The organism is Brenneria roseae subsp. americana, assembly GCF_003115815.1.
Classification (GTDB): domain Bacteria; phylum Pseudomonadota; class Gammaproteobacteria; order Enterobacterales; family Enterobacteriaceae; genus Brenneria; species Brenneria roseae.
In genome coordinates, this window is the sequence record NZ_QDKJ01000009.1 from 193,948 (window position 1) to 214,950 (window position 21,003).

Annotated in this window: 23 protein-coding genes and 2 pseudogenes; 5 read left to right on the plus strand and 20 right to left on the minus strand. The window is 49.9% G+C overall.

All coding sequences use genetic code 11. From position 1 onward, the window contains the following. The 9 genes from rffA to trxA form a co-directional block, all read right to left on the minus strand. Complete coding sequence (rffA, locus tag B4923_RS13325; protein WP_109054848.1) at positions 1-1,131, minus strand: dTDP-4-amino-4,6-dideoxygalactose transaminase; 1,131 nt, start codon at positions 1,129-1,131, stop codon at positions 1-3. A gap of 4 nt (positions 1,132-1,135) precedes the next feature. Beyond that, entirely contained in the window at positions 1,136-1,894 is a 759-nt protein-coding gene (rffC, locus tag B4923_RS13330; RefSeq protein WP_109054849.1) for a dTDP-4-amino-4,6-dideoxy-D-galactose acyltransferase, read from the minus strand. 34 nt (positions 1,895-1,928) lie between these two features. Further along, positions 1,929-2,996, minus strand: coding sequence for a dTDP-glucose 4,6-dehydratase (gene rffG, locus B4923_RS13335; protein ID WP_109054850.1), 1,068 nt, complete (start codon positions 2,994-2,996; stop codon positions 1,929-1,931). Then, entirely contained in the window at positions 2,993-4,255 is a 1,263-nt protein-coding gene (gene wecC / locus B4923_RS13340; protein ID WP_109054851.1) for a UDP-N-acetyl-D-mannosamine dehydrogenase, read from the minus strand. The genes rffG and wecC overlap by 4 nt, the downstream gene beginning before the upstream one ends. Before the next feature lie 128 nt (positions 4,256-4,383). Further along, entirely contained in the window at positions 4,384-5,520 is a 1,137-nt protein-coding gene (gene wecB, locus B4923_RS13345) for a non-hydrolyzing UDP-N-acetylglucosamine 2-epimerase (RefSeq protein WP_109054852.1), read from the minus strand. A 55-nt stretch (positions 5,521-5,575) separates the two neighbouring features. Beyond that, positions 5,576-6,634 (minus strand): ECA polysaccharide chain length modulation protein, encoded by a 1,059-nt coding sequence (gene wzzE, locus B4923_RS13350; protein ID WP_109054853.1) that lies wholly within the window; start codon positions 6,632-6,634, stop codon positions 5,576-5,578. A 21-nt stretch (positions 6,635-6,655) separates the two neighbouring features. Continuing rightward, positions 6,656-7,753, minus strand: a complete 1,098-nt coding sequence (wecA, locus tag B4923_RS13355) for a UDP-N-acetylglucosamine--undecaprenyl-phosphate N-acetylglucosaminephosphotransferase (protein ID WP_109054854.1) — start codon at positions 7,751-7,753, stop codon at positions 6,656-6,658. 306 nt (positions 7,754-8,059) lie between these two features. Beyond that, positions 8,060-9,319 (minus strand): transcription termination factor Rho, encoded by a 1,260-nt coding sequence (gene rho, locus B4923_RS13360; protein ID WP_109054855.1) that lies wholly within the window; start codon positions 9,317-9,319, stop codon positions 8,060-8,062. 530 nt (positions 9,320-9,849) lie between these two features. Beyond that, positions 9,850-10,176, minus strand: a complete 327-nt coding sequence (gene trxA, locus B4923_RS13365; protein ID WP_109054856.1) for a thioredoxin TrxA — start codon at positions 10,174-10,176, stop codon at positions 9,850-9,852. Between the two features lie 119 nt (positions 10,177-10,295). Here trxA and rhlB point away from each other — a divergent pair, with 119 nt between their 5' ends. Both rhlB and ppx read left to right on the plus strand, forming a co-directional pair. Beyond that, the gene (gene rhlB, locus B4923_RS13370) at positions 10,296-11,585 is read left to right on the plus strand and encodes an ATP-dependent RNA helicase RhlB (RefSeq protein ID WP_109054857.1); all 1,290 of its coding nucleotides are present in this window, start codon (positions 10,296-10,298) and stop codon (positions 11,583-11,585) included. 6 nt (positions 11,586-11,591) lie between these two features. Then, a complete protein-coding gene (ppx, locus tag B4923_RS13375; protein ID WP_109054858.1) occupies positions 11,592-13,088 on the plus strand; it encodes an exopolyphosphatase in 1,497 nt (498 codons plus the stop codon). A 235-nt stretch (positions 13,089-13,323) separates the two neighbouring features. Here ppx and B4923_RS13380 read toward each other — a convergent pair whose 3' ends face one another. Then, positions 13,324-13,689 carry a hypothetical protein gene (locus tag B4923_RS13380; protein ID WP_109054859.1) on the minus strand — a complete coding sequence of 122 codons (366 nt, stop codon included), beginning with the start codon at positions 13,687-13,689 and terminating at the stop codon, positions 13,324-13,326. A gap of 249 nt (positions 13,690-13,938) precedes the next feature. Here B4923_RS13380 and B4923_RS13385 point away from each other — a divergent pair, with 249 nt between their 5' ends. After that, positions 13,939-14,106, plus strand: a complete 168-nt coding sequence (locus B4923_RS13385) for a SymE family type I addiction module toxin (protein WP_342752524.1) — start codon at positions 13,939-13,941, stop codon at positions 14,104-14,106. A gap of 74 nt (positions 14,107-14,180) precedes the next feature. Here the strand turns inward: B4923_RS13385 and B4923_RS13390 are convergent, their stop codons facing one another. Together B4923_RS13390 and B4923_RS13395 are read right to left on the minus strand one after the other, a co-directional pair. Continuing rightward, positions 14,181-14,762, minus strand: a complete 582-nt coding sequence (locus B4923_RS13390; protein WP_109054861.1) for a hypothetical protein — start codon at positions 14,760-14,762, stop codon at positions 14,181-14,183. Between the two features lie 175 nt (positions 14,763-14,937). After that, positions 14,938-16,049 (minus strand): IS3 family transposase gene (locus B4923_RS13395; protein ID WP_109054862.1). Its coding sequence is split into 2 segments (ribosomal slippage): positions 14,938-15,788 and positions 15,788-16,049, totalling 1,113 coding nucleotides; the frame shifts between segments, so codons are not numbered across the junction. 162 nt (positions 16,050-16,211) lie between these two features. On the opposite strand from B4923_RS13395, the pseudogene B4923_RS13400 reads away from it, so the two are divergent. Next, positions 16,212-16,541 (plus strand): annotated as a pseudogene (locus tag B4923_RS13400) (SymE family type I addiction module toxin). A gap of 70 nt (positions 16,542-16,611) precedes the next feature. Here the strand turns inward: B4923_RS13400 and B4923_RS13405 are convergent. The 5 genes and pseudogenes from B4923_RS13405 to B4923_RS20990 form a co-directional block, all read right to left on the minus strand. Then, positions 16,612-16,842: a hypothetical protein gene (locus B4923_RS13405; RefSeq protein WP_109054863.1), complete on the minus strand. Its 231-nt coding sequence runs from the start codon at positions 16,840-16,842 to the stop codon at positions 16,612-16,614. Then, positions 16,839-17,180: a hypothetical protein gene (locus B4923_RS13410; RefSeq protein ID WP_211313954.1), complete on the minus strand. Its 342-nt coding sequence runs from the start codon at positions 17,178-17,180 to the stop codon at positions 16,839-16,841. Before B4923_RS13410 ends, B4923_RS13405 begins: the two co-directional genes overlap by 4 nt. Before the next feature lie 24 nt (positions 17,181-17,204). After that, positions 17,205-17,294: pseudogene (locus B4923_RS21325) on the minus strand (RHS repeat-associated core domain-containing protein); the annotation flags it as partial. Between the two features lie 422 nt (positions 17,295-17,716). Next, complete coding sequence (locus B4923_RS13415; RefSeq protein ID WP_109054864.1) at positions 17,717-18,007, minus strand: MafI2 family immunity protein; 291 nt, start codon at positions 18,005-18,007, stop codon at positions 17,717-17,719. A gap of 12 nt (positions 18,008-18,019) precedes the next feature. Further along, positions 18,020-18,415 carry a polymorphic toxin type 50 domain-containing protein gene (locus B4923_RS20990; RefSeq protein ID WP_211313955.1) on the minus strand — a complete coding sequence of 132 codons (396 nt, stop codon included), beginning with the start codon at positions 18,413-18,415 and terminating at the stop codon, positions 18,020-18,022. Positions 18,416-18,578: 163 nt separating this feature from the next. Between B4923_RS20990 and B4923_RS13425 the strand changes: the two genes are divergently transcribed. After that, the gene (locus B4923_RS13425) at positions 18,579-18,797 is read left to right on the plus strand and encodes a SymE family type I addiction module toxin (protein WP_109054878.1); all 219 of its coding nucleotides are present in this window, start codon (positions 18,579-18,581) and stop codon (positions 18,795-18,797) included. A 76-nt stretch (positions 18,798-18,873) separates the two neighbouring features. Here B4923_RS13425 and B4923_RS13430 read toward each other — a convergent pair whose 3' ends face one another. From B4923_RS13430 to B4923_RS13440, 3 genes are all read right to left on the minus strand, one after another. Further along, positions 18,874-19,260, minus strand: coding sequence for an Imm50 family immunity protein (locus tag B4923_RS13430; protein ID WP_109054865.1), 387 nt, complete (start codon positions 19,258-19,260; stop codon positions 18,874-18,876). A 116-nt stretch (positions 19,261-19,376) separates the two neighbouring features. Next, positions 19,377-20,497 (minus strand): IS3 family transposase gene (locus B4923_RS13435; RefSeq protein ID WP_109054866.1). Its coding sequence is split into 2 segments (ribosomal slippage): positions 19,377-20,239 and positions 20,239-20,497, totalling 1,122 coding nucleotides; the frame shifts between segments, so codons are not numbered across the junction. A 68-nt stretch (positions 20,498-20,565) separates the two neighbouring features. Beyond that, on the minus strand, positions 20,566-21,003 hold a 438-nt coding region (locus B4923_RS13440), incomplete at its 5' end, for an HNH/endonuclease VII fold putative polymorphic toxin (RefSeq protein WP_245929581.1).

The window sequence follows — 21,003 nt, forward strand, 5'->3', positions numbered from 1 at the left end:
TCAGGAGAAGAAGCTCAGGGCGGTATTGATTACCGTACGCTGATTGACGTCAGGCAGGTTGTAGAACAGCGGCAGACGTACCAGACGTTCACTTTCCTGCGTGGTATAACGATTTTCGCCGACAAAATGTCCAAAATTCAGCCCGGCAGGACAATCGTGCAGCGGAATATAATGAAAGACCGTCAGAATTTCGGCTTCTTTCATATAATTGATAAAGGCGCTTCGATCTTCCGCATCGCGCAGTTTGATATAAAACATATGCGCATTGTGAATACAGCTGCCCGGCACCGTCGGCAATGTGATGCGGCCGGCATCAGCCAGCGATTTGAACGCGGCATAATAGTTTTGCCACAGACGTAAACGGCGTTCATTAATCGGTCGGGCGGCTTCAAGCTGCGCCCACAGATAAGCCGCCTGAATATCGGCCATCAGGTAGCTGGAGCCAATATCGCGCCAGGTATACTTATCAACCTGTCCACGGAAAAACTGACTGCGGTTAGTGCCTTTTTCACGCACGATTTCCGCCCGTTCAATCAGCCTTGAGTCATTAATCAGCGTCGCTCCACCTTCTCCGCCGGAGGTGTAGTTCTTGGTTTCATGGAAGCTAAAACAGCCGATATGGCCGATCGAGCCCAATACACGCCCCTTGTAGCTCGACATCACGCCCTGTGCGGCATCTTCAACCACAAACAGATCATATTTCTTCGCCAGCGCCATGATGGCGTCCATTTCACACGCGACGCCAGCATAGTGAACCGGCACAATAACGCGCGTTTTATCGGTAATCGCCGCTTCGATTTTCGTTTCATCGATATTCATGGTATCCGGACGAATATCGACAAATACAATTCTGGCGCCGCGTAACACAAAGGCGTTGGCGGTCGAAACAAAGGTATAACTCGGCATGATGACTTCATCACCGGGTTTGATATCCAGCAGGATTGCCGCCATTTCCAGTGAAGCCGTACAGGATGGCGTCAACAGCGCTTTCTTGGTACCGGAATAGTGCTCCAGCCACTGCTGGCAGCGACGGGTAAAACCACCGTCACCGCACAGTTTGCCGCTGCTCATGGCAGCCTGCATATAATCGAGTTCTGTACCCACAATCGGAGGCGCATTAAACGGAATCATGTGATCACCTGTATAACCAATAAGCCGTGCCCTCAACCCGGGCACCGCGACGAAGATAAAGACGAAGTGCCGCCACATTACCGACCTGTGTCGCGACCCGTAAACGCTGTATCCCTTGCTGCCGACACCACATTTCAGCAAGAACCATCAGTTGTGCACCCACACCGCGGGTGGTGACGTCCGGAAAAACGCCAAGTAACCCGATACGCGCTTCCCCATCACCAAGCTGGCGAATCGTCACCCAGCCCTGCGGCACACCCGCCTCGTTTTCAACCAACAGACACAGGTGATCAAAGGTGCCAAGCACGGCGTTTTCTATCCACCGGGCATAAAAACGGCCGCTGTCCGTTGGCTGATACCAGGGGAAACGGAAACGGCTCAGGGAGAAGACCTTTGCCGCCGCCTGCCGCAGCATCGGGATATCGGCGCTGCCGGCCACGCGCCAGCGAGGTAATACCGCCGTCGCGGGCGCATCGTCCAGCGACAGGCAGAGGTCGACTTCCCCTTCGACCAGACGAAAACCGATATTCGCCAATGCATCCGCCAGCGCCAGATTATCGGCCGGTATCTTAGCCTGCGTCAGCGTATAGCGCGTCAACGCTGCTGGCGTCAGGACGGGCGCGGAGGATGAAAAATTCAGCTTGCCGCTGACCAGATTGAAAAATTCACTTTCCCAGTTCAGCGGTTCAATCGTGGCGCGGATCGCAGACGCATCTGAGGACGTTGGCTTCCCCTCCGTCACAATGAAGTCAGAATTTTTCATATCCGCTCCTTATTCTTGTATAAACCCGCGCCGATCAGTCGTTCAGCCCCAAACGCTCGCCGGTATAGGAGCCATCCTGTACGCTGCGCCACCAGGATTCATTATTCAGATACCAGTTGACGGTTTTTCTCATGCCGGTTTCAAACGTTTCCTGTGGACGCCAGCCCAATTCACGCTCAATTTTACCGGCATCAATGGCGTAACGCATGTCATGACCGGGGCGATCTTTCACATAGGTTATTAAGTCACGGTAGCGCTGCACGCCCGCGGGTTTGTTGGGAGCCAGTTCTTCCAACAGCTCACAGATCGTCTGAACGACTTCGATGTTCTTACGTTCGTTATGACCACCGATGTTATAAGTTTCCCCAACGATACCTTCCGTCACGACTTTATAGAGCGCACGAGCGTGATCTTCGACGAACAGCCAGTCACGGATCTGGGCTCCATCGCCATAAACCGGCAGCGGCTTACCCGCAACCGCATTCAGAATTATCAGCGGGATCAGTTTCTCAGGGAAATGATAGGGACCATAGTTGTTGGAACAGTTAGTGATAATGGTCGGCAAACCGTAGGTACGTAGCCAGGCACGCACCAGATGATCGCTGGATGCTTTAGACGCGGAGTAAGGGCTGCTTGGCGCATAAGGCGTCGTTTCCGTGAACAGGTCATCGGTACCGTGCAAATCGCCGAACACTTCATCGGTCGAGATATGGTGAAAGCGGAACGCCGCTTTTGCTGCGGCTTCCATACCTTGCCAGTAATGACGTGCGGCCTCTAACAGATTGTAAGTACCCACTATATTGGTTTCGATGAACGCCGCCGGGCCATCAATAGAGCGATCGACGTGACTTTCCGCGGCCAGATGCATCACCATCGCTGGCTGATATTCGGCAAACACCCGATCGAGCGCCGCACGATCGCAAATATCTACCTGCTCAAAAGCAAAACGGGCGCTGTCCGCGATCGGCGCCAAAGAGGACAGATTGCCTGCGTAGGTAAGTTTGTCCACCACCACCACACTGTCCGGTGTCTCGGTCAGAACGTGCCTTACCAACGCTGAACCAATAAATCCGGCTCCGCCGGTAATTAAAATACGTTTCAACGCCACACTCCTTTTGTATCAATAACCCAATCTTGTTTAACGTCTTCGGGGTTAACGGCTTTGAACTGGCGGTGATCAACCAGCATCACCAGGACATCCGCATCCCGTAACGCCGACGCCGTATCGACCAACTGTACGTGCCCCGCCAGCGCAACAGGCAGTTGTTTCACATTAGGCTCTACCGCCAGCGTGGCGCCCGCATGCCACTGCGCGATCATTGCCGTAATTTCCACTGCAGGGCTTTCGCGCAGGTCGTCAATGTCCGGCTTAAACGCCAGACCAAAACAGGCGATCGTGACTTCGCTGGCGCGTTTGTCAGTCTGTGCCAGGTAATCCGCCACCGCCGCTTTAACCCGATCGACAACCCATAGCGGTTTGCCATCATTCACCAGCCTGGCCGTATGAATCAGTCTCGCCTGCTGCGGGTTCTGGGCCACAATAAACCACGGATCAACGGCAATGCAGTGCCCGCCCACACCAGGGCCGGGTTGCAGAATATTGACGCGGGGATGGCGGTTTGCCAATCGGATAAGTTCCCATACGTTAATGTTTTGCTCGGCGCAAATCAGCGACAGCTCATTGGCAAACGCAATGTTGACATCACGGAAGCTATTTTCCGTCAGCTTGCACATCTCGGCCGTGCGAGAGTTAGTGATTACACACTCACCTTCAAGGAAGATTTTGTACAGTTCACTGGCTCGTGCGGAGCACACCGGCGTCATACCGCCAATGACCCGATCGTTTTTAATCAGTTCGACCACGACCTGCCCCGGTAAAACGCGTTCGGGACAGTAGGCAATATTGATGTCGGCGGCGTCTCCCGCCTGCTGTGGGAAGGTTAGATCGGGGCGAACCTGAGCCAGCCATTCAGCCATCTGCTCCGTTGCGCCGACAGGCGAAGTCGATTCCAGAATGACCAAATCGCCTTTTTTAAGAACGGGAGCAATCGACTCCGCCGCAGCCTGTACATAAGCCATATCCGGTTCATGATCGCCTTTAAACGGGGTGGGTACCGCAATCAGAAACGCATCCGCCGCAACGGGTTTATTAAAGGCGCGTAGATAGCCATGCTCTACTGCCACTTTTACCAGCGTATCCAGATCGGGCTCGACGATGTGAATTTCACCCCGGTTAATGGTGTCCACCGCCTGCTTATTTACATCAATACCCACCACATTCTTTTTACGAGACGCAAATGCCGCTGCGGTCGGTAATCCGATATATCCCAGTCCAATAACGGAGATTGTGTCAAAACTCATAATGTCACCTGATATTTTTGTATGGCGGGCTATCCTGCCCGCCCCCTTCGGCCGTCGCAAGCGACGTTGAAAATTTCTCCCGGAAATTTTTTATGGCGGGATCAATCTGGTTCGCCCCTGCGGGACGCTTACTCATGCATGGGCAGGCGCGCGCTTTTCAACGCTTCAACAATACGCTGGCAGGCCTGACCATCGCCATAGGGGTTATGTGCACGACTCATCGTCTGGTATTCATTTTCATCAGTCAAAAGCAGGGAAACGGCATCTACGATTTTCGCCACGTCAGTCCCCACCAATCTTACCGTACCGGCCTCCACCGCCTCGGGACGCTCGGTAGTTTCACGCATGACCAACACCGGCTTACCTAACGAGGGGGCTTCCTCCTGAATCCCGCCGGAATCGGTCAGAATCACATACGAACGATTCATCAGATAAACAAATGGCAGATAGTCCTGTGGCGCAATCAACATCACATTGTTAATGCCACTCAGGATGCGGTTGACCGGCTCACTGACGTTAGGATTAAGGTGTACCGGATAAACAATCTGCACATCCGGATGCCGTCTGGCGATATCGGCCAGCGCGCTGCAAATACGTTCGAAACCGCCGCCAAAACTTTCACGCCGGTGTCCGGTGACCAGGATCAGCTTTTTGGTCGCATCCAGAAAAGCGTACTGCTCATCCAGACGGCGACACAAGTCCGCATCACTGACGATGCGATCCCGTACCCAGAACAACGCATCAATGACCGTATTCCCGGTGACGACAATATGTCGATCCGACAAATGCTCACGCAGTAAATTCTGACGGGCATTTTCCGTTGGCGCAAAATGGTACATGGCCAGGTGCCCGGTCAGCTTACGGTTCGCTTCTTCCGGCCAGGGGGAATAGAGATTTCCGGTACGCAGCCCGGCCTCCACATGTCCAACGGGAATGCGTTGATAAAACGCAGCCAGACTGGTGGTCAGCGTCGTGGTGGTATCACCATGCACCAGCACCAAATCGGGTTTAAATTCAGTCATAACGGGCTCGAGCCCTGTCAGAATGCGGCAGGAGATCTCACTGAGGCTCTGTCCCGGCTGCATGATATTCAGATCGTAATCTGGCGAAATATTGAACAAACGCAGCACCTGATCCAGCATCTCCCGATGCTGGGCTGTTACGCAAATTCTCGATTCAAAGGCTTCATCCTGAGCCAGGGCATGAACCAACGGAGCCATTTTAATGGCCTCCGGCCGGGTGCCGAAAACAGTCAACACTTTCACAGTGAATCTCTTTAATCAGGTTAGACGCAGACTTTTACTGCGAATCGGACGTCAATCAGCGAGCCGGTTGACGTGGACGGCGTACCAAAGCAAAACCCGCGCCCACTAACGCACCGATCGCTCCCCACATCACCATCAGAAAGGCACGACGCGGGCTATCGCGCTTCACCGGTTCTTCCGGTGTACGCAGGTAGCGGTAGGTCTGGAAACTGGCGTCAAGCGTGGGCCCGACATTCAGAGTGGTTAGCATGGCGCGATTTTGATCGTAATCGAGATCATAGTGCGGCCCGCTGGCTTGCAAAGACTCCAGACGCGCCTGCAACATCGGCCTTCCCAGTAAAAACATTTCTGACGCAGGCAGCTCATCCGCCGGCGTATCAGTCTGGCTACGGCTGATACCTTGCTGCTGGGCGATTTTCAACGCCTGTTCGACGCTACGGATTTCACGTTCGTAAATCGCCCTGGCGACGGCTTCCTGCCGCTTGATCTGCGACTTGATGAAAATGGTTCTGGCCGCCCATGCGCCAGTGATTTCTTCATTCAGGTGACCCGCGGCGTGTTGACTGGCGAACACCACATACTGACGAAGCAACGTATTGGCGTCAGCGGGCGTTTCCGCCATCAGCTTCACCGTATCACTGGTTTTTTTGGCATCATCACGCGGCGTAAACTGAATATTATTCACCAGTTCATCCAGCAGGGCGGCATCAGCCTTCACATCCCCCTCCTGACGCTGCTTGTAATAGTCAGTCTGTAACCAGAAATCCCGGCGGGTATCATAGGCCGCCAGCTGCATGATGAACTCATCATAAACATCGGCCGAAATAGATGGCTGCTCCGATTGCGGTACAGCAAAGGATTTCGCATCCAGATTGCGGAGAAACTGTTGTTGCGAATAGTACCCGCCCAACATGTTTACCGTCGGTTTATCCGTAATCGCCGTTGCACTCCACTCCTGTTTTACCAGATAAGAATAGAGTAACGCCGTAACGCTAAACAGCACGGCAATAGCGATGATCCAGGGCTTACCACGCCACAGCGTGCAAACTAAGCCGCGAATGTCCAGTTCATTATCAACTAACGTATTCCCGGTAGACAGGTTCTCTGATTTCATTACTTCCCCAAGGTTATTTGGTCAAGGGAACTGCTTTTGCTCATCGGCATTCCGCATTCGACGCTTGATGCGCTTGATAAAACGAGCGACTCGCCATGCGCGTTTCAGGCAGTAGCCATAGAGCAAAAACGTAAGCAAGAATAATGCCAACATTACCCATTCTGGCACAAAGGAGAGGTATTCTCCAAGCACACCAACTGCGGCTAATAACGCGGCCGCCAGCGTAATCAACACAAAAGCCTGTCGAGAAGTAAAGCCGGCCCGCATCATCAAATGATGGATATGCTGGCGATCGGGAGAAAACGGACTCATCCCTTTATGCAGGCGGCGATACATAATCGCGATCATATCAATGAGGGGAATCGCAATAATCCACAATGCGGTAACAGGATTAATCGGGTGCTGTTTACCTTGCGTGGTCTGAATCAGGATCCAGATAGCCGTGAAACCGATCATGGTACTCCCGGCATCACCCATAAAGACTTTGTATCGTTTACCGAAAACGCCGAGATTCAGCAGAATATAGGGAAGCGTAGCGGCGATCATGGCAAAGCACCACAGCGCCAGATTCATATGACCGCCCAGATAGAGCAATATCCCCATTGCGCCAAATGAGACACAGGATAGCCCGCCCAGCAACCCATCAATCCCATCAACCATATTGAAGGCATTAATTGCGGCCCAGACCGCAAACAGCGTGACCAGATAGCCAAAAGGCCCCAATCCCATTTCCCAAGGACCAAAAATATGCCCGAGGTTATGCAAAGAAAGCCCCGCAAACCCCATCATGATGGCCGCGACACATGCCTGTACGACAGCACGGATTTTCACGCTGATATCAAAACGGTCATCCAGTGCGCCGACAAACACCAAAACACCGGCACAAAGCAGGTAAAGACGGAAATTGGGAATGTAGTAATCGGTGATCAGAAAGGTAAAGCAGATCCCTGCGAACACGGAGATACCTCCCACCAGAGGAATCAGCCCCTGATGCCGTTTACGGTAGTTCGGGCGATCGACAAGTCCTATCTTTCTCGCCACCTGGCGAGCAAAAAACAGAAAGCCCAGAGAAAACAGGAAAATGATTAATAATTCGATACTCATAATGAGTAAATTCACCGTTCACAGCTTCGCTATGGCTGCTCAATATATGCTCGGTTTACGCCTTAAATACTATCAATCGCATTGATACATTTCCGTTCAGCAAGGCCACAATCCTATGGCCTGCTTCCCAAGCGATCAGCATAGTCTAAAAAGAACGCAGTTTATAACCTTTATGGCTCAAATAACCATTTTACAGGCTTGGATATAAAAAATCGCCGGGAGCGATTTTAAACATCGCTTGCGACGACCGAAAGGGGCAGGAATAGTCCGGCATAAAAAACGCCACGACCCAGCGTGGCGTTCCCCGAGTCCATTCGTGATTTACGAACGCTTCATCATATCGAAGAATTCATCGTTGGTTTTGGTCATCGCCAACTTGTTAATCAGGAACTCCATCGCATCAATCTCACCCATCGGGTGGATAATCTTACGCAGAATCCACATCTTCTGTAGTTCTTCAGACGTGGTCAGCAATTCTTCTTTACGCGTACCGGAACGGTTGTAATCGATAGCCGGGAATACGCGTTTTTCAGCAATTTTACGTGCGAGATGCAGCTCCATATTACCGGTGCCTTTAAACTCTTCGTAAATGACTTCGTCCATTTTTGAACCGGTATCGACCAGTGCGGTTGCAATGATCGTCAAGCTGCCGCCTTCTTCAACGTTACGGGCCGCACCAAAAAAACGTTTTGGACGATGCAGGGCGTTGGCGTCCACACCACCGGTCAATACCTTGCCGGAAGCAGGCACCACGGTGTTATAAGCACGTGCCAGACGTGTAATAGAGTCCAGCAGAATGATGACGTCTTTTTTGTGCTCGACCAGGCGCTTCGCTTTTTCGATTACCATTTCGGCAACCTGAACGTGGCGAGAAGCGGGTTCATCAAAGGTAGAAGCAACGACTTCACCTTTAACCAGACGCTGCATCTCGGTCACTTCTTCCGGACGTTCGTCAATCAGCAGCACCATCAGCACGCAGTCAGGATGGTTGTAAGCAATGCTTTGTGCAATATTCTGCAACAGCATGGTTTTACCTGCTTTTGGCGGAGCAACAATCAGACCGCGCTGACCACGGCCGATAGGCGCGGCCAAATCCAGCACCCGGGCCGTCAAATCTTCTGTTGAACCATTACCACGTTCCATCCGCAGGCGAGAATTCGCGTGCAGGGGAGTGAGGTTTTCAAACAGGATTTTACTGCGGGCGTTTTCTGGTTTGTCGTAGTTGACTTCGTTGACTTTCAGCAGGGCAAAATAGCGTTCACCTTCTTTTGGCGGCCGGATTTTGCCTGAAATGGTGTCACCAGTACGAAGGTTAAAACGGCGGATTTGACTGGGGGAAACGTAGATATCATCAGGACCGGCAAGGTAGGAACTGTCTGCAGAACGGAGGAAGCCAAAGCCATCCTGCAATATCTCCAGCACACCGTCGCCGAAAATATCCTCGCCACTTTTCGCGTGCTGCTTGAGGATGGCAAAAATAATATCCTGCTTGCGCATGCGAGCGAGGTTTTCCAATCCCATATTTTCGCCAAGAGTAATCAACTCAGAAACCGGCGTATTCTTTAATTCGGTAAGATTCATAATGGTGGGTTCTTAAACTCGGGGTAAATCTCGAACTATTAACGTGAATGGTATGGCAGGGTCATCCGTGCCTCTATAATAACCTTCGATCACCCATATACCCGTCATCTTTCAAGCTGCAGGCGCGTTGGCTACCTTCATTCGCCCCAGCCGCTTACTAATGTAAGCTTCTGAGGATTCACTCGGCTGCCGCCTTCCTGCACCTCGAAATCTATTGGGTATGCCCGTTTTGTTGCGTTCTTAACGCATGCAGAATCTGCACAAAACGACAGCAAAGGATTTCGAAGATACATAAAACCAGTTATTTTAAAACTATTAGATTGTCCAAACCAGATAACGAACATTTTTGTAAATCAATGACTTTCCGATTTTGACACAGAATAATACTTTAGATTCAAACTTTCAGGCTTAAGCCTAAGGGCTTAAACGTAGGTAAGTACGATATGCAGTATTGACGAATCTAGCACGCTTCCTGACGGGCGGCAAGCGGTCAATGGAGAATTATGCCACCCTCAGGAATGTAGGACGAATTACAGATTGGCGGTCAGGAACTCTTTCAATTGTCCTTTAGACAGAGCGCCGACTTTGGTCGCTGCAACTTCACCATTCTTGAACAACAGCAAAGTAGGAATACCACGGATACCATATTTCGGTGCAGTTGCCGGGTTTTCATCGATATTGAGCTTGGCAACCGTCAGTTTACCTTCGAATTCTTCTGCAATTTCATCCAGAATCGGAGCGATCATTTTACAGGGACCACACCACTCAGCCCAGAAATCAACCAGGGTTACGCCCTCAGCCTGCAATACTTCCGTATCGAAACTGCCATCAGTCAGGTGAATAATTTTATCGCTCATGTTTTACTCCACAGGATTATGTCTACCTTGTTGGTGTAGCATTAACCAACAATAAGGTTGACTTTATTTCACCGGATACGCTTTCGTAAAGCAATAGTTAGCTGATATTCTACCACACTATGAGCAAAACACACTTAACAGAACAGAAGTTTTCCGACTTCGCCCTGCACCCGCGGGTTATCGAAGCTCTTGAAAGTAAAGGGTTTCATAACTGCACGCCTATCCAGGCGTTAACATTGCCACTGGCTTTGTCAGGGCGTGATGTAGCAGGTCAGGCGCAAACCGGTACAGGCAAGACGCTAGCTTTTCTCGCGTCTACTTTCCATTATCTGCTTTCACACCCTGCAAATGCAGAGCGTCAGACCAATCAGCCGCGCGCCTTAATTATGGCGCCGACCCGTGAATTAGCCGTGCAAATCCACTCTGACGCAGAAGCCCTTTCCCGCCTGACAGGACTGAAACTCGGTCTGGCTTATGGCGGCGATGGCTATGACAAACAACTCAAGGTGCTGGAAAGCGGCGTCGATATCCTGATCGGCACTACGGGCCGTCTGATCGACTACACCAAACAGAATCATATTAATCTGGGTGCAATCCAGGTCGTGATTCTGGATGAAGCCGACCGCATGTATGATCTGGGCTTTATCAAAGATATCCGCTGGCTGTTCCGTCGGATGCCGCCGGTAACGCAGCGCCTGAACATGCTCTTTTCCGCGACGCTTTCCTACCGCGTACGCGAACTCGCTTTTGAACAAATGAATAATGCCGAGTATGTGGAGGTCGAACCGGAACAAAAAACCGGCCACCGCATCACAGAAGAGCTGTTCTATCCGTCCAATGAAGAAAAAATGCGCCTGCTCCAGACGCTGCTCGAGGAAGAGTGGCCGGATCGCTGCATTATTTTTGCTAATACTAAACACCGTTGTGAAGATATCTGGGGCCACCTGGCCGCCGATGGTCATCGCGTTGGTCTGCTGACGGGTGACGTGGCGCAGAAAAAACGTCTGCGTATTCTGGATGACTTCACCAATGGCAATCTGGATATTCTGGTTGCGACCGACGTAGCGGCGCGTGGCCTGCATATTCCGTCAGTCACACACGTCTTCAACTACGACCTGCCGGATGACTGTGAAGACTATGTTCACCGTATTGGCCGTACCGGCCGCGCAGGTCAAAGCGGTTTCTCCATCAGTCTGGCGTGTGAAGAATACGCGTTGAATCTGCCCGCTATCGAAACCTACATCGGTCACGGTATTCCGGTCAGCAAATACAACAGCGATGCATTACTTAACGATTTACCGGCACCGAAGCGCTTAACGCGCCCGCCTCGCTCCAATAGCGGCCCGCGCAGAAGCAACGCGCCGCGCCGTAGCGGAGCGCCACGTAATAATCGTAAACGACCAGGTTGATCGCGAATGCTAAGCTCCTCTTCACTTTATGCGGCTATCGATCTCGGCTCCAACAGCTTTCATATGCTGGTGGTTCGGGAAATCGCAGGCAGCATTCAGACGCTGGCAAAGATAAAACGAAAAGTTCGTCTTGCCGCAGGATTGGATAAGCAGAGTCGGTTATCGCAGGAAGCGATGCAGCGGGGCTGGCAGTGTCTGCAATTGTTTTCAGAACGATTGCAGGATATTCCACGGGAACAGGTACGCGTTGTCGCGACGGCAACCTTACGGCTGGCCACCAACGCTGACGAATTTCTGCAACAGGCCCAGCAAATTCTGGGGTTACCGATTCAGGTTATCAGCGGTGAAGAAGAAGCCCGGCTGATCTATCAGGGCGTTGCCCACACCACCGGCGGACCAGAGCAGCGTCTGGTCGTTGATATCGGCGGCGGCAGTACAGAACTGGCTACCGGCGTGGGCGCCAAGGCAACCAGGCTCATCAGCTTGCCCATGGGCTGCGTGACCTGGCTGGAACGTTATTTTAGCGATCGTAATCTGGAAGCAGGTAATTTTGAGCGCGCCGAACAGGCGGCTCGCGAAATGCTGCGCCCGGTCGCCGCATCTCTGCGTGAACAGGGCTGGCAAATCTGCGTCGGCGCATCAGGTACGGTGCAGGCGTTGCAGGAGATTATGGTCGCGCAGGGGATGGATGAATACATCACGCTGACAAAACTCCAGCAGCTAAAACAGCATGCTATCCAGTGCGATAAGCTGGAAGAGCTCGAGATTGAAGGCCTGACGCTGGAAAGAGCCCTGGTTTTTCCCAGCGGGCTGGCGATTCTGCTGGCCATATTTCAGGAACTCGGCATAAAAACCATGACGCTGGCTGGAGGCGCACTGCGTGAAGGTCTGGTGTATGGCATGCTTCATCTACCGATTGATCAGGATATCCGCCATCGGACGCTGCATAATTTACAGCGTCGTTATCTGTTGGACCGCGAACAAGCCAATCGGGTGGGTTCGCTGGCCGACAACTTTCTGCAACAGGTCGCGCGCGACTGGCAGTTGGACGATCGATGTCGTGAGCTATTGCAAAGTGCCTGTCTGGTCCACGAAATTGGTCTGAGCATCGATTTTCGCCAGTCTCCTCAACATGCGGCCTATCTCATCCGCAACAGCGATCTTCCCGGCTTTACCCCCGCGCAAAAGAAACTACTGGCTACGCTGTTACAAAATCAAAGCAATCCTGTCGACCTGATGCCACTCAGTCAACAAAATGCATTGCCGGTGATACAGGCCCAGCACCTGTGTCGCCTGCTCCGTCTGGCGATTATTTTTGCCAGCCGCCGCCGTGACGATACGTTGCCTGCAGTACGTCTGCGCGTCGAAGGCGAAAGTTTACGAGTCATTTTGCCTGCCGGCTGGATGGCCCAACATCCGTTACGGGCAGAAGCACTGGAGCAGGAAAGCCGCTGGCAAAGCTATGTTCACTGGCCGCTGATACTGGAAGAAACCCCGCTCTGACGCCGACCGATGTGTTGGCCAGTGGAGCGCTACTCCCCTTTGGTGTTTTGGTCCAGTAAAAGCTAACACACCATTAAGTGGCAACCGCACCCATGCCAGCCGCTCTTGCGCGTCGAATGGTAGAGCTCCCTGACCGCCGTTGATTTCCAGAAAGTGGCGTACGTGTCAGTAATGTTGTCTGAGTTGATGGTTGCCGGGAAGAAACTTGATAACGGATTCAGTTTTCGATACTCATTCAAAAACGAGGTTTGCACTCGTACTGCTGGTTGGGATCATGCTTCAGACTGCTTTTCGTCAGCCACTCTTTGGTAAAATCATTCTCTGGTAATAATTCATTGCCCTTATCCGAGACTTTCAGTCGGAAAGCGCCATTAGAATACAAGGTGATAATTCGGTCATCATCCCTTCCCTCGATAATATAAGCGGCTCGAATAAAATCAAAAAGAGCCTGGCCTGCCGGACAAAAAGTCAGAGTTTTCGCCAGCGCATTTTTATCCTGATTGACAAATACGCCTTCCAGCCATTGAGGCTCATCACTCACCGCCATTAATGGCATTCCCAGCGCCAGCGTAGCGAATAAAATTTTAATATACTTTTTCATTATTATTTTCTCTCCTTAATAAGACTCAACATTATTAACATCAAAAATGTTTATATATTTGTTCCTGCGACCACACTAACGCCGTTCATCACAACCAACTGGGAGGCGTTGACCATGGCTGAAATGCATTTTAAGTCAGACGGCGCGACTAAATAAGCGAAAACAGAATTTACCGCAGCCCATCCTGCACCTTGCTTATCCGCCATCCGAACGCATCATAACGATATCATCGCCGCGCTGCTGGCAGAACTGGACGACCACGATAGCGAGGGCGCGGACTGGATGCGCGATAACGGCGAGCTGACTCTGGCGGGCGACTGGCTGACCCGCGGCGGGTTGCTCGGCCAGTCGTTAAATATTGAACTGCTGCCCGGTAAGATGATTATTCGGGCGGAGCGAAGAATTATGCTGGCGTAACAATAAAATAGCCGGAAGGATCGTTAGATCTTTCCGGATATAAAAGTACCACTTATTATGAATTTGATAAAAATTCATGTAATTACATTAAATTTCTTATTTCCACTGAGGGAACTTAAAAAAGACTGACAAAAAGCATCATCCTCATCAAAAGATATAATACCAAACCCCAAGTCATTATGAGGGTATATCGCCAAATTTAATTTTAAATTAACCATAAAAAAAACCTGACCTAACACACCTCCATGCCCCATAATCAATTTACAAATATCCATAAATTTATTATTATCAAAATGCAGACTTAATGAAGACACCGGAAGTAGAATGTCACCATATAAATAACTTTCAAAATCATTACTCAACGGTTTCAAATAGTCATTAGCTTTAGCATTATTATATATCTCCCCATATTTTTTTATTATATTTTTATCAGTTTCTCTTTCATCATCAAAAGATAAGGCTGATAGAGCAAAAAAACCTCCCCAATATGGAGAAAAAAAATCACTCACTATTTTTATAGATTCATCAATTAATGATAGAGTAAATGATGTGTTTTTTTCAAAACAACCAACCCATTTATTTGATGAGCTAAATGAGCTAAAGTTAATATTAGCTAAATTGAAATCACTACTTGTCAACTTTAATGATTTTTCCATCGCTCATCCCCACTGTAATTTTTTTACTCGGAGTAGGTGCGTTTTTTCCTATCCCAACCTTCCACTCACCAAGCTTATCGCTGTGAGTGGTATTACTTTTACTCCATATTTCTCCTGTGTTTTGATTTTTATAATCACCACCTCTTATTCTTGTGAAATTGTAAGCATACCTGTTTTAGTTCCACGCACTTTTTGAGAGTTCCGGTTTTTCAGCTATCAGCCGGTACTCTTCCGGCGTCAGGTTATTCAGGGATTCGTGGGGGCGCTCGCCGTTATATTCAGCCAGCCAGCGCTCTGTAATTTCCCGTGCTTCATTCAGCGTTCTGAATAAATAAAAATCCAGTATTTCTGTCCGGTACGTCCGGTTGAACCTTTCGATAAACGCATTCTGTGTCGGCTTGCCGGGCCTGATAAATTCCAGTATCACTCCATGCTCTTCTGCCCATTGTGCCAGCGTCAGCGAGACCAGTTCCGGACCGTTATCCATCCGCATTTTCAGCGGATATCCACGGTTTGCCACGATCCTGTCCAGCACTCTCACGACCCGCTGCGCCGGGATATTCAGGTCAATTTCGATCGCCAGCGCTTCGCGGTTAAAATCATCCACTACGTTGAAGGTCCGGAAGCGTCTGCCGCACACCAGCGCATCGTGCATAAAATCAATGGACCAGCTCTGGTTCATCGCCTCTGGCGTCGCCAGCGGAGCTGGATTACGCACCGGCAGGCGCTGTTTTCCCTTACGGCGAAAATTTAGTTTCAGCAGGCAGTAAATACGGTGAACGCGCTTATGGTTCCAGCTGTTGCCCTGCCTGCGCAGCACCTGAAAAAGCTTTTTAAATCCGTATCGCGGATAGCGTTCAGCCGCCACGGTCAGTGCCATAATGACTGGCTCATCACGTCGCGTATCCGGCTGATAACGAAATGCCGTCCTGCTCAGCGACAATGTCCTGCATGCCTGACGTAAGCTCATGGCAAACTGCGCGGTCAGATAGCTGACCAGTTCACGCTTTATCGCTGGTTTTAAAGCTTTTTTTCAATAACGTCTTTCAGTGCACGGCACTCGAGACTCAGGTCCGCAAACATCTGTTTCAGCCGGCGGTTTTCATCCTCAAGGTCTTTCATCTTTTTGATATCAGAGGCTTCCATACCGCCAAACTTCGCTTTCCAGTTGTAGTACGAGGCCTCAGAGATCCCGGCCTCGCGGCAGACATCCTTAACGGTACGTCCGGCTTCGACGGACTTCAGAACAGCAATGATCTGGTGTTCGGTGAATCGGGCTTTACGCATGGTGATCTCCTCAGCGGACATAATCAGTATGCCGGAAGATCTCTGAAAGTGAATGGGCCGTTTTACCGGGATACTTACACGACAACCGCCCCGACGACCACGCCAGTAGCTGCCCCGCCGGTAGCCCGCATCATAACCGTAACGATACGCCCGCCCGTCGTAATGCCGCTCCCCGCTCAGTTGGCCGCTGGCGTCAAACTCATACAGCCAGTCCTGCCCCTGACTGTTGGTCACCCCGGCGAGCTGTTCCGTATCAGCCTGTACCGCAACGGGTTGATACTGACCCGGCTCAGTGAGGATACCGATATCGCCGCGCTGTTGGCAGAGTTGGACGGACAGTGAGGGGGCGGACTGGGTGGGCGACAACGGCGAACTGACGCTGGCGGGCGACTGGTTGACCCGCAGCGGCTTGCTCGGCCAGTCGTTAATATTGAACTGCTGCCCGGTAAGATGGTGATTATTCGGGCGGAGCAAGGATTGATGATGGCGTAACCTTGCGCGACAATACTGGCAGATAAAAATAAAAAGCCGGAAGAATCGGAGATCACTTCCGGCTTTTTTATTAAGATAAATTAGTTTTTATAAATTCATTTAATTCATCTTTTGTTAATTCAAACTCAGGGCCAGCTTCCATTCCCTTTAGATAATCAACTACATATTCTAACTTTTCATCATCAATATCATAATCAAGATAAAACGTGTAAGCATATCTGGCAATATTTGAAGGTTGGTAGTCTTCTTTCAAGAGGAAATTTAATCCATCAAGAAATAATCGTTTCAGATCTTTCTTCATTTCTTCCCCTTACATTGCTTACTCTGATCTATAGCCTTGCCTGATGGAGTTGCTTTTCCGGCATCAATATCTGATTTTGTCGGTGGGTAGTGTGGTTTATCTAAAACTTCCCCATTACTCATTTTAGGATGTACGCGATTAACCTTACCCGAATGGTCATAAGTTTCTTCCCAACTTCTGACGTTACCATTCGATGGATTCCATTCTGTTACATGGGAACGACCACGCGTCGGCCCTGCTGTCCTTGCTGGAGCTTCCTTATCGTAATAACGGATACGGCCATCAGGCAACTCCCTTACATTTACTGCTGTTTTCTGCGCTTTCTCAAGCGCACGCATTTTCCTATTCAATAATTCGGCGGGAGAGCCACTTAACCCAAAGGGATCAACCCACTCCAATGGGTTATGCACATAGGACTGTGGTCGGATGCCCCCACCCAGCCCTATCGGGTCATCGGGACGATCCTGACGCCGTCATACTTTTTAACGCACTTAACCCGCTGACGGCAATCACTTTTTAAAGCGCGTTTTACAGTATTAACAGCACCTTAACCCTACAGCCCCGACGCGCACTTTTACCCTCGGACACGCTACCGCCACGCGGTGACTTCCCTGCCTGCCCCGCATCATGGCAGCGGTGTCAGCCGCTGCCATTAGTCGTTTGCTGTTGAACCGGCTTTTTAACGCGGCGCGAGCCGTTCCACAGCTTGCTGTGGGACGGTGAAGCGTCTGCCGGGTGCGGGCTGGCGAAGCCCGTAGGAGAAGAGGTTGAACAGGGAGGCCCCCGGCGGGGGCCGCACGGGGCGGAATAGCCGGAAGGAGCGTTACGATCACTTCTGGCTTTTTGTTAATATTGTTTACCAATTACTATCTAACTAATTTTCATTTCTCACAAATACCCAGCCTTGGTAAGATTTCAACTTACCAATTGGCTCATATGATTTAACCAAGTTAATTTCTTGACTTTCCAGATCAGGATATGACGCCATTATTTCACTTATTGCTATATCGATAACTTCATAATCATCATCATCAGGATCTGTATCCAAATATCCAAGTATGATTATTTTATTATCATAATAATCATATGCTAACGCTCTAACATTATTATTAACATTCCCCAACAAGGAGTTAAATATTGTTAATTTCAGATCTTTCATATTCATTTTACAATCAACCTAAAGAGCATCTGGTAAAGCTGGAACAATGTGAGCGCCATTTTTCCCACTATGAATTATACCCCATGATGTGGGAGTGCTAGCCCCATTCATATCTTTATGAGTACCGATCACGTCACCAAAATCCACTTTTACTTTATTATCATTAATCACCCTAGTGGTATTAACATTTCCTGAATGATAGTTGTCTAACAACTCCTGAGGTTTAGCATCAATAACACTCTTACCTTCAACATAGTTATTATGACCCGGTATATGTTTACCTTGCGCGCCGTCGTGAATTTTCGTTGAAATATTCGGTTTTTTAGACGTTGACTTTTGGCTATTTTCTGGTGACTGAGGACATTTATCCGAATTCAACCCCAGCGGATCCACCCACTCCAGCGGATTATTCACATAACCCTGAGGTCGGATACCCCCGCCAACCCTATCGGGTCAAGTGCAACAATTCATCCGATTCCCGCGTCGTACTACCTGTATCGGCTGTAAGTTGCCTTCATTCAGTCGTCATAGTGCAGGTAATCGCACACGCTACCGCCCGTCGACGAGAAAGTTGACTATAGCTGAGACACATTCTAAGTTAGATAGTGCGGTAAATAAAGCAACCAAAACAGAACGTTACTACACGGTGGGATACGCCCCGCAAAACGGCAGGCCCAACCCGCCGTCGGCCATCAACCTGAAAGGCCGCTGGCTGGAAGAATCGGGCTTTATGACCGGGATGCCCGTCACGGTGGAGCGGGGCAGGATTATTATTGAGACGCAGATTAATCTGTAGCGACTAACCAACATATAAAATAAAAAGCCGGAAGGATCGTTGTGATCACTTCCGGCTTTTTATCATTTAACTGAATTCAGTCCCAGCGATCATCAATATAAGGCTTAATATCATTAATTGTTAAAAACTTTGATTTACAGTAAAAGTAAAGCTTAGGATTTTTAATTTCAACAATCGAATATTCCTTATCTGTTTTAATTATTGGCGTTGAAGTAAACATAACATTAGCACCTTTACTTTCAAAAAAGAAAATCTCAGATAAGGTAATACTTAGTAATAATGAATTAAAACCATCAGCATCCCATTTCTTAGGGTATTTCTCAGGAATATTTCGACAAGAAAAACTTAAGTACAAACTCGAAAAGTTAAAAGAAAATGAAACCAACTCTAAATCCAGCAATGAAAACTCATTACCAAACATAAACTTAACCTTTTCTTTCCCTATAGCATGTTCAAACCACATAATCAGTATCCTCTAAGGAAATTGTAGTGCCCATGTACCCCAGGAGGGGTTTTAGTATCTAACGCAGCTCCTGTTATAGGATCCGCTTGACCTGCCCCCAGTATTAGATACAACTGTTAGTTAGTAATATCTGAATTCTTACTGTCCAATTTCCCGTTTCGCCACCGTGCTGCAAACTCTGATGGCGTCTGATAATTCAGTGCTGAATGTGGACGACACTCGTTATAATCCTGCCGCCAGTCATTAATGGTTTTCCGGGCGTGAACGATATCGCTGAACCAGTGCTCATTCAGACATTCATCGCGAAAGCGACCGTTAAAACTCTCAATAAATCCGTTCTGCGTTGGTTTCCCCGGCTGGATTAATCGCAACTCCACACCATGCTCAAAGGCCCATTGATCCAGCGCACGGCAGATAAACTCCGGGCCCTGATCGGTTCTTATCGTCGCCGGATAGCCACGAAATATTGCAATGCTGTCGAGAATACGCGTGACCTGTGCGCCTGGAATCCCGAATGCGGCGGTGATCGTCAGGCACTCCTTAGTAAAATCATCCACACAGGTCAGACACTTAATCCGGCGACCGCTGGCAAGTGCATCCATGACAAAATCCATCGACCAGATTAGGTTCGGCACATCCGGGCGTAGAAGCGGAAGCCGCTCAGTCGCCAGCCCTTTACGACGCCGTCTGCGCTTTACGCTCAGGCCATTAAGGTGGTAAATGCGGTATACGCGCTTGTGATTAACGCAAAGGCCTTCACGCCGCAGAAGCTGCCAGATACGCCGGTAACCAAATCGCCGGCGTTCGAGCGTAAGCTCAGTGATGCGCACAGATAACTGCGCGTCAGCAGCCGGACGCTGAGCTTCATAACGGCAGGTTGACAGGGACAAACCTGTCAGACTGCATGCACGACGTTGCGACAGACCCGTCTCCTCACACATGACTTCCACGGCTTCCCGCTTCTGGTCTGTCGTCAGAACTTTCGGCCCAGAGCCACCTGAAGCGCCTCCTTATCCAGCATGGCTTCGGCGAGGAGCTTCTTGAGTCGTGCGTTCTCCTCTTCAAGTGACTTAAGCCGCTTCACTTCTGGTAGTTCCATGCCGCCAAACTTCTTGCGCCAGGTGTAGAAGGTGGCGTCTGAAATAGCATGCTTGCGGCAGAGTTCCCGGGCAGAAACCCCGGCTTCGGCCTCTCTGAGGATACTGATGATCTGTTCGTCGGAAAAACGCTTCTTCATGGGGATGCCCTCACGTTGCTAATGAAGACATTACTAACATTGAGGTGTATTAATCAACGGGGAGCTGGTCACGCTGGCCTTACATTGAAGTGTGGATCAGCGCCATGTAAAGGTGTTGCTTTTGTATGACCTAAACTATGTTCCTGTATGAATATTCTTTCGCCTTTATTATTGACGAACTCATATTGTCTAGTTTTAATCGGTAACCCATTCTTATCCAGCATTACATTACCGTTACCATCAAGAAGGTCAGGCCTAGTTACATTACGAGGCTGTTGGCTCACTGATATCCCTGCATCTCGTTTCGCTTCCCTAAATGCATCACGACGGCTGGCACCTTCATATGTTGTTTTTTTGTTCTTCTCGCCCGGACATCCACTCAACCCCAGCGGATCAACCCACTCCAGAGGATTATGCACATAACCCTGAGGTCTTATTCCCCCACCCAACCCTATCGGGTCAGGCGAAATATACTGCTGGATACCTTCTGCATCATAATAACGATG